Origin of the sequence: Aminobacter sp. MET-1 (assembly GCF_026521175.1) — a bacterium.
GTDB lineage: Bacteria > Pseudomonadota > Alphaproteobacteria > Rhizobiales > Rhizobiaceae > Aminobacter.
In genome coordinates this window covers 1-230 of the sequence record NZ_JAMSHL010000187.1, presented here as the reverse complement: position 1 = coordinate 230, position 230 = coordinate 1, and the positions used below count along the sequence as shown (strand labels likewise).

Sequence of the window (230 nt, the reverse complement as noted above, 5' to 3'; positions counted from 1 at the left end):
CGCTCGCCCCGCGCATCGACGCTTCGTGGAATGCCCGCGCCAGAACGAGATCCGATGCCGAAACCTTCACGTCTCCCAGAGCGGCGACGACCGCGCCGTCGCGCTCGGAATCGAAGGTGTGCACGATCGCCACGGGGTTCGGTGAGCATTCGACCACCGTGCGCACCATGGATCCGAGAACCCATGCAGCGAGCGAGTTCTCGGTCGTGGTGCCCAGTACGATCAGGCAC

General features: G+C 65.7%; 1 protein-coding gene. It reads right to left on the bottom strand.

What is annotated here, in order from left to right:
* On the bottom strand, positions 1-230 hold a 230-nt coding region (locus NDO48_RS29565; RefSeq protein ID WP_267322965.1), incomplete at both ends, for a hypothetical protein.